Source organism: Mesorhizobium sp. M1E.F.Ca.ET.063.01.1.1 (assembly GCF_003998155.1).
Lineage (GTDB): Bacteria > Pseudomonadota > Alphaproteobacteria > Rhizobiales > Rhizobiaceae > Mesorhizobium.
In genome coordinates, this window is sequence record NZ_RZSC01000255.1 from 1 (window position 1) to 7,709 (window position 7,709).

The following is a 7,709-nucleotide window of genomic DNA, read 5'->3' on the forward strand; positions in this document are numbered from 1 at the left end:
CCCCTGCAGTGTCTGACCGGCGACCAGCACCTGCTGCTCGCCCTGCTCGCGCACCGTGCCGAGCTGAAAGGAGCGGTTGGCGCCTGCGATCTTGGCCGTCAGTTGCTGCAGCGTGATCCCATAGAGCGAGAGTTTCTCCGGATCGGGCTCGATCTGGATTTCCTCCGGCTGCTCGCCGACGATGTAGGTCAGGCCGATGTCGGGGAGCTTGGCGACCTCGACCTGAAGCTCGCGCGCCAGACGCGTCAGGTCGGCCGAGGAATAGCGGCCGGCGGCCTCCGGCGTCGGCGTCAGCGTCACCACCACGATGGCGACGTCGTCGATACCGCGCCCGACGATCAGCGGCTCGGGAATGCCGACCGGAATCCGGTCGAGGTTGGCGCGCACCTTGTCGTGCACGCGCAGCACGGCGGCGTCCGAGCTGGTGCCCACCTTGAAGCGGGCCGTGACCAGCGCGCCGTCATCCGCGGTCTGCGAATAGACGTGTTCGACGCCATCGATGCTCTTGATGATCGTCTCCAGTGGTTCGGTGACCAGCTTGACCGCATCCTCGGCCCTGAGCCCGTCAGCCCTGACGTGGATATCGACCATCGGCACGGAGATCTGCGGCTCCTCCTCGCGCGGCAGCGTCACCAGCGCCACCAGGCCGAGGGCAAGCGCGGCCAGCAGGAAGAGCGGCGTCAGCGGCGAGCCGATGAAGGAACGGGTGAGCCCGCCGGCAATACCGAGCTTCATGGCATGACGCCCTTGTCGCCTTCGGCGAGGCCGGTCAGCACCTCGATGCGCTGCTCGCCGGCATCCTCGACCCGCTCGCCGAGCACCACCGCCACGTCGAGCGGCCCGTTCGCCGTTTCGACGCTGACGTAGTCGACGCCATGGATCGTGCGCACCGCCTGGGGTGGAACGCCGAGCATGGCGCGGCTGCCGACCGGGATCGACACCAGCGTGCGCTCGTTGACGAAATAGGTGCCGATATCAGCCACCTCGACATCGTCGATCACCCGCCCGCTTTCGATTTCGGGATAGACTTTGGCGATGCGCCCCTCGCGGTCCTTGACGAAGCCGGCGTTCGATCCGGTGCCGCGCTCGCCGATGTCGACCGTGGCGCCTTCGGCGATCTCGGCGGCGTGGCGCTCCGGCAGCGACAGACGCAGATAGTACCGGCCTGACGCAATGCGGGCGATCGGTTCGCCGGCCATGGCCACCGAGCCGGCCGTGACCGGAACGGTGAGCACCCGTCCGTTGGCGGGCGCGAGCGTCTGTCCCTCCCTGGAGCTCTGTTCGATGACCGCCTTGTCCGCGACGGCCGCCGCGAGCTGGTTGGTGGTGACGTCGAGCTGCAGCCGCGCGGCGTCGACCCGGCTCTGCGCCGCCGCGCCCTTGGCCAGCAGGTCCTGGGCGCGCTGCATGTCGGTGCGGGCATTGTCGAGCTGCGAGTTGAGCGCGGCGATCTTGGCGTCGGCGGCGCGAAGCTGGAGCGCGAGCTTGTCGTCGACCACGATTGCGATCAGGTCGCCCTGGCGCACCTCCTGGCCTTCCGAGACGCGGACCTCGCTGATGGTGCCGGAAATGCGCGCGCGCGCCGGCACCACGGTGCGGCTTTCCACCTGCCCGTAGACGGCCTTCATTTCGGTGACGGTCGTGGCCTTCACGGTGAATTCCGCGGCTTTCGTATTCGATACCGCAAGGCACGCGGTGCCGATCAGAAGAATGTTGGCGACAGCCGATCTCATGCTTCGCATTGCGCTTGTTCCGGTCGGTTGAAATGGTCCAGGAGGCGCATCATGCGCCCCCTGGTTTGTGGCGGCGGTTCCTGAAAGGACGGGCTGCTACTTGAACGCGACGCCCGACTTGCAGCCGAGCTTCTTGAACACGATCGCCGCCGGGCAGAAGCCGGTCACGGAGGCCTGGATCATGTTCAGTCCGGCGAAAGCGGTCAGCAGGAACCAGTACGGCGAATAGTAGATGCCGAGCGCCAGCGAGATCAGCACAACGAACCCGGCGAACATCAGCACGGCCTTGTCGATGGTCATTTCATGTCTCCTTGGATGTGAGCCTGCCTATTCGGCCGGCTCGGTATGGATCGCCTTGAGCTTCTTGATGCCGAGCATGTCGAGCGCCAGCCCTTCATAGAAGGTCTCGCTCTTGCCCTGCCGGACCTTGTGCAGGAAATATTTCTCGAAGCCGACCTTGGCAGCGTGGACCCATTTGCCCTGCGAGGACCAGTTGACATTGCGCGGCGGGATCTGCGGCTGCGCCACGAAGGCGATGCCTTCGTCGCCGAAGTCGGCGAGGCAGACTGCGTTCCAGGTGGCGACGGCCCTGGGCTGCTCGCCACGCAGCAGCGCGCCGATGTTCTCGGCGGTGGCCGTGACCATGGATTCGATCATGAAGCCGGTCTTGGGGACGCCGACCGGCAGCGGCGTCTTGCCGACCGGCGGTATGGCGACGCAGACGCCGATCGCGAAGACGTTCGGGTGCGCCTGGTTGCGCTGATATCTGTCGATGGTGACGAAGCCGCGCGGATTGACCAGGCCTTCGACCCCCGTCAGTGCGGAAACCCCGCGGAACGCCGGCAGCATCATCGAGAAGGCGAAAGGCAGGTCGTGCCTGGCCTTGACCGTGCCGTCGTCATTGACCTCTTCGACATGCATCGTGCCGGCCTCGACCGAGGCCACCTTGGCGTTGGTGATCCACTTGATGTGGCGCTCGCGCATGGCGCTTTCGAGCAGCCCCTTGGTGTCGCCGACGCCGTCGAGGCCGAGATGTCCGATATAGGGCTCGGGCGTCACGAACGTCATCGGCACCTGGTCGCGTACCCTGGCCTTGCGCAGCGCGGTGTCGAGGATGAAGGCGAACTCGTAGGCCGGCCCGTAGCAGGAGGCACCCTGGACGGCGCCGATGATCACAGGCCCCGGCTTGCGGACCAACTCGTCGAACTTGTCCTTCGTCGCTACGGCGTGGTCGATGTGGCAGATCGACTGGGTGTGGCCGGACGGCCCGAGACCGGGCACTTCGTCGAAGGCGAGGTCCGGGCCGGTGGCGATGATGAGATAGTCGTAATCGAGGAAGGAACCGTCATTGAGCTCGACGCGGTTCTCCTTCGGATGCACTTTCTCCGCGCCTTCGGGACGCAGCGCCATGCCACGCCGTTTGAAGGTATCCGCCAAGTCGACGGTGACGTCATCGCGCTCCCGCCAGCCGACGGCCACCCAAGGGTTGGAAGGCACAAAGGAATAGGACGTGCCGAGGTTGACGACGGTCAAACTGTCCTCACGGCGTAGCTTGTCGCGCATTTCATAGGCCATAATGGTGCCGCCGAGGCCGGCTCCGAGAACGACGATGTGAGACATGATGGGTTTCCTCCCCATGGAGTTCATCCTCACGCCACTGTGTGAGCAAGCCACACAGTGGACCAGGCTCAATTCCCAATGGGCGGGCTCGAATGTATGGTCAGGCAGAAATGAGCTCGATCCACGGGTTGCATGTAACATTCAAAAATCATAAATTCAAGAACATGAATGTAAGAGAAATGATCCCGGCCTCGGGAGAGGCGGCTGAACTGCTCAGGAGCCTGTCCCATCCGCAGCGGCTGCTCGTGCTTTGCGCCCTGGGAGGCGAGGAGCGCTCGGTGGCGGAGTTACGCGACCTGCTTGGCATCGATCAGGTGCCGATGTCGCAGCAGCTCATGCGGTTGAGGGCGGACGGGCTGGTCGAGGCGCGCCGGGAGGGCACGACGGTCTACTATCGGATCACGCGGCCGGAGGTGCTCACCGTGATCGAGGCATTACATTCCGCCTTCTGCCCGAGTTAACGCTGCTCGCTGCCGACAGCGTCGTGAACGGATCATGCCTTTGTCCCTTTGATCAAAGTCAAGGCGAGGCGACCGGATCTGGAATCTTCTGGCTCGCGACAGCAATGAATTCATCGGACAGCGCCCAATCCCGGCTGATCCGTTTGCGGAGAAACACAATGATCCTGAACAATGCCACCCTTGTCGCGGTCACGGATGGCGAGAGGCTGCGGCTGTTCCACACCAAAGGCCACGAACCTCATCTCGATTTGGTCGAAATCGAGGATCCCGTCCTCGAGGTGGCTCACACCGGATCCGGCGGCAGGCATCGCAGTTCCACCGCCAATCCAGATGAGTCACGGCTACGAGAAGATGATTTCGCCGGATCCGTCGCAGACTATCTCAACCATCAGGCGCTCGAGGAATCGTACGAGCATATACTGGTGATCGCCGATCCCCGGACGCTCGGCGAAATGCGAAAACATTATCGGCCTTCACTGAATGCGAAACTCGCGGGCGAGATCGGCAAAGACTTCGTCAAACATTCGCTCGAGTCGATCAAGGACGCCGTTTTGATGGTCTGACCGACGAACTGCTTTGATCGGTGCCCCTTGCCTTGTGGAGCGGGGCACCGAATGCGGCCACATGGGACCCGCCTGCATGGGGCAGAATCTACAAAAGAGAAAAATGCGAATCGAGGAACACGAGAAACTGGCCGGTAATCAGGGGAACCTTCAAGATCGGGCCGTCTTCGTGGCTGTCTTGGATCGGCAGTCCGCGCACACACGGATGCGTCTTCAGCACGTCCCTCCAGATCGTTGGAAAGTCCGCCCCCTTGTTTCTTTGGGCATTGCAAACATCGACAAGCTTCGCAGCAGCGCTTCTCATTAAGTGGGGTACCCGAATGCTAAATGGCAAACCATAGTGACTGATTGGGCAGGTCGGGTTTGATCTCGGTCAATCCCGCCAGAAAAAACGTCGATTCGATCAAGCCCAAGCGCCAGTATGACGGGTCACGCCTCTTGGCGAGCACCCACCTTTCAACGTCCTGGCGGCGCTGCACCGGCCCAGCGACCAGGTGAACTGCTTATGCGAGATTTCTGGCGCAGCATCAGCTCGACATCAGCCGATTGAGCCAGACCTCGTCGAGCAGCGAGCGGGTAACCCCACCGAACACCCATTCCCGCAACCGGCTGTGTCCATAGGCGCCCGAGACGACCAGTTCGGCACGGACCGAGGCGAGGAAATCGACGAGGCGGTTGCCTTCATCGTCGGACTTCAGGATTTCGGTACGCGCCTTGATGCCGTGGCCGTCGAGGAAACGCGCGACGTCCTTGACACCGTCCCTGATCCAATCATCCGGATTGCGATCGACCGCGACGATCGTGACTTCACTGGCCATGGCCATCAGCGGCACGGCGTCCGCCACGGCACGCCTCGCTTCACGCGTGTCCTTCCAAGCCACCACGACCCTGCCTGTCGGCAGACTCGCCGAGCCGTTTGCCGCGACCAGCACGGGTCTGCCGGCGCGCAACACCAAACTGCCCGGATCGGCCGCGCGGTAGGAATCGCCCGTGGACGCGCCCTGGGCGGCACCCGTAACGATGAGGTCGGCGAGACGAGAACTCCTCGCCATGGCGGCATCCGGGTTTTCGACCGTGCCGCGCCAGTCCGTCTCGACTGCTCCGGCGACGAGATTCTCGAACTTGCCGCGCAGGTCCTTCAGCCGTTGCCGGATTTCATCCCGCGATTGCTCCCAGAGCTCGGCCGCAATTGCCGCTCCCTCCGGCGCCATCGTCACCGGCAACGGAGCATCGGCGGCGCAGAATCCGATCAGGCGGGCGTCAAAACGCCTGGCAAGGTCGATACCGACCAGAGCGAGCGGTTCGATCGGACCGTCGATGCCCAGGTTCAGGAGAATGGATTTGTAGCTCATCGATATGGCTTTCGGTTCGAGTGGTTCGATGTCCGAAGCTAATTTGCCGAGACGAACTCGCCTTGATGCCGATCAAAGTGATGCCGTATGGCCTTCAGGGCACGCGGGACTCGAAATGGATCACTTCCCCATCCACGATGAAGCCGCCGTTCCCGATGTGATGGATTGTCTTCGGCTTCGGCTGCGCCGGATCGATCCAGGCTTTGAGGACTTCCAGGACGAACAGATTGTATCTGTTGACCAGTCTCGTATCGACGACGCGGCATTCGAGGTTGGCGAAGCACTCGGCGATCAGGGGCGCCGACACCCGCTCGGCGCGCAGCGGCGTCAGCCAGGTGGTCGCGAACTTGTCGGTATCCCGACCAGAGCAGTTGCCGACCTTGACGACCTTCTCCGCCAGCTCGACGGCGGGGATCGCAATCACGCATTCCTTTGTTTTCCGCAACGTGAAGAACGACAGGTCGCCGCTGGACACGATGCAGGCGATCCGCGGCGGCGCGACCTCAACCATCATGTGCCATGACATGGTCATGACGTTGGCGCGGCCTCCGCCGGATCTGGTCGACAGCAGAACGACGGGACCAGGTTCGATCAATCGATACACGTCGGCAAGCGGCAGTTCCTTCATCTCCGTCCCTCGCTAAGCATTCGCAGGCTTGTTCGCGTAAATCTGTTGCCGCCAATGCCGTCCTCCGCCTTGATCATGGTCAAAGCTGAGACCCGGGGTCGTGGGATTTGGCGCAGCGATGGGGGCGGTTCGAAGCGGCATGGCAAGTGAATCCGATTGATCACGATCAATGCCGGCTTGAATGGAGTCTGCGACCTTTGAACCAACAAGGGCTCATCCATGTCTGCCGAAGACATCCTTCTCTGGGGCGCCGTGCTCTGCTTGGCCTTTATCGCCGGAGCCGCGATCTATTCCGGACTGGCTTCGTTCAGCAGAAGCAAACGCCCGTCGGCAAGCTAGGCCTTCGGCCGCCGGTCACGGTCCCGCCAGCCGAAGACAAGACATTGAAGCGAAGAGCGAAAGGAAAGATCATCATGACCTGGAATGCAGAAGAGTTTCGCGCGCCGGACGTGCTGCCCTTCGTTCGGACAGCACAGAAGTTCATGCGAGCCACCGCGGTCCTGCAGGCGCATGCGATCCGCGCAGGGCTGCGCTGCCAGATCGAAAGCGCGTCCTTCCTCAAGCGGCGGTTCGAGGATGACCTCAAGCTCCTCGATAAATTGACCGGCAGTGACGAATTCGTCGATGCCTTCGACGTGTACGTGAATTTCGTCCAGAACGCGACCTCCGACTATGCGAACGAGGCCGGCAGATTCGCCTCCATCGGCGCCAAGCTTGCTTCGGAAACAGCCGGGCGGGTTCGCAAAGAGGCGGAAACGACGATCGACGACATGGCCGCAGCAACCATCGCGACCTGAAATGTTGCGATCAAGGAAGAAGGGGCGGAAACCTGCTGATCGGTCCTCCGTCCCGAGCGTTTACGACGAGGCGGGGAACCGGGGCGCGCGGCGAAAGTCGGGGCATGGCGCGGTGACCGCGACCGGCGCCTCGGCGCTGCCGCTGCCGGATGATGAAGCCGGGGGCATCTATCGCGATGTCGATCGGCTCTCGCATGCCTTGCTGGCGGCCTTCACTGCAGGCATTTCGCCGATCAGCCTCTTGCAAGCCTGGCAGGACTGGCTGCTGCACTTGTCCTCATCACCGGGCAAGCAGGGGGAGGTCTTCGTAAAAGCGGCCGAAAAGGTTGCGAGGCTGAGTGATTTTGTTTTTCGCTGCGGGCTCGGAATGGGATCCGCGGCGCCGACGATCGTGCCCTTGCCGCAAGACAGAAGGTTCCAGCACCAGGCGTGGCAGGCGTTCCCCTTCAACGCCATGCAGCAAGCTTTCCTGCTGTCCCAGCAATGGTGGCACAATGCGACGACAGGATTTCCAGGAGTCACGAGGAGGCATGAGCGCCTCGTCGAGTTCTACAG

11 protein-coding genes are annotated in these 7,709 nt (G+C 62.8%); 4 read left to right on the plus strand and 7 right to left on the minus strand.

Annotated features, from left to right (window positions below; genetic code table 11):
• The 4 genes from EOA29_RS18570 to EOA29_RS18585 form a co-directional block, all read right to left on the minus strand.
• On the minus strand, positions 1 to 735 hold a 735-nt coding region (locus tag EOA29_RS18570; protein WP_145969700.1), incomplete at its 3' end, for an efflux RND transporter permease subunit.
• Positions 732 to 1,742: an efflux RND transporter periplasmic adaptor subunit gene (locus EOA29_RS18575; protein ID WP_348628897.1), complete on the minus strand. Its 1,011-nt coding sequence runs from the start codon at positions 1,740 to 1,742 to the stop codon at positions 732 to 734. The genes EOA29_RS18575 and EOA29_RS18570, both read right to left, overlap by 4 nt.
• A gap of 87 nt (positions 1,743 to 1,829) precedes the next feature.
• Entirely contained in the window at positions 1,830 to 2,033 is a 204-nt protein-coding gene (locus EOA29_RS18580; protein WP_126092023.1) for a DUF2892 domain-containing protein, read from the minus strand.
• 27 nt (positions 2,034 to 2,060) lie between these two features.
• Positions 2,061 to 3,353 carry an FAD/NAD(P)-binding oxidoreductase gene (locus EOA29_RS18585; protein ID WP_126092024.1) on the minus strand — a complete coding sequence of 431 codons (1,293 nt, stop codon included), beginning with the start codon at positions 3,351 to 3,353 and terminating at the stop codon, positions 2,061 to 2,063.
• Positions 3,354 to 3,517: 164 nt separating this feature from the next.
• On the opposite strand from EOA29_RS18585, the gene EOA29_RS18590 reads away from it, so the two are divergent.
• Together EOA29_RS18590 and EOA29_RS18595 are read left to right on the plus strand one after the other, a co-directional pair.
• Positions 3,518 to 3,814, plus strand: coding sequence for a metalloregulator ArsR/SmtB family transcription factor (locus EOA29_RS18590; protein WP_127221258.1), 297 nt, complete (start codon positions 3,518 to 3,520; stop codon positions 3,812 to 3,814).
• Between the two features lie 158 nt (positions 3,815 to 3,972).
• Positions 3,973 to 4,377, plus strand: a complete 405-nt coding sequence (locus EOA29_RS18595; protein WP_126092026.1) for a host attachment protein — start codon at positions 3,973 to 3,975, stop codon at positions 4,375 to 4,377.
• 88 nt (positions 4,378 to 4,465) lie between these two features.
• Here the strand turns inward: EOA29_RS18595 and EOA29_RS43795 are convergent, their stop codons facing one another.
• From EOA29_RS43795 to EOA29_RS18605, 3 genes are all read right to left on the minus strand, one after another.
• Positions 4,466 to 4,597, minus strand: a complete 132-nt coding sequence (locus tag EOA29_RS43795) for a hypothetical protein (RefSeq protein ID WP_281061086.1) — start codon at positions 4,595 to 4,597, stop codon at positions 4,466 to 4,468.
• Positions 4,598 to 4,904: 307 nt separating this feature from the next.
• Entirely contained in the window at positions 4,905 to 5,729 is an 825-nt protein-coding gene (locus EOA29_RS18600) for a universal stress protein (RefSeq protein WP_126092027.1), read from the minus strand.
• Between the two features lie 94 nt (positions 5,730 to 5,823).
• The gene (locus tag EOA29_RS18605) at positions 5,824 to 6,357 is read right to left on the minus strand and encodes a flavin reductase family protein (RefSeq protein WP_127221256.1); all 534 of its coding nucleotides are present in this window, start codon (positions 6,355 to 6,357) and stop codon (positions 5,824 to 5,826) included.
• 146 nt (positions 6,358 to 6,503) lie between these two features.
• On the opposite strand from EOA29_RS18605, the gene EOA29_RS43075 reads away from it, so the two are divergent.
• Entirely contained in the window at positions 6,504 to 7,154 is a 651-nt protein-coding gene (locus EOA29_RS43075; protein WP_245464883.1) for a hypothetical protein, read from the plus strand.
• Positions 7,155 to 7,266: 112 nt separating this feature from the next.
• On the plus strand, positions 7,267 to 7,709 hold a 443-nt coding region (locus tag EOA29_RS18615), incomplete at its 3' end, for a poly-beta-hydroxybutyrate polymerase N-terminal domain-containing protein (RefSeq protein ID WP_189478922.1).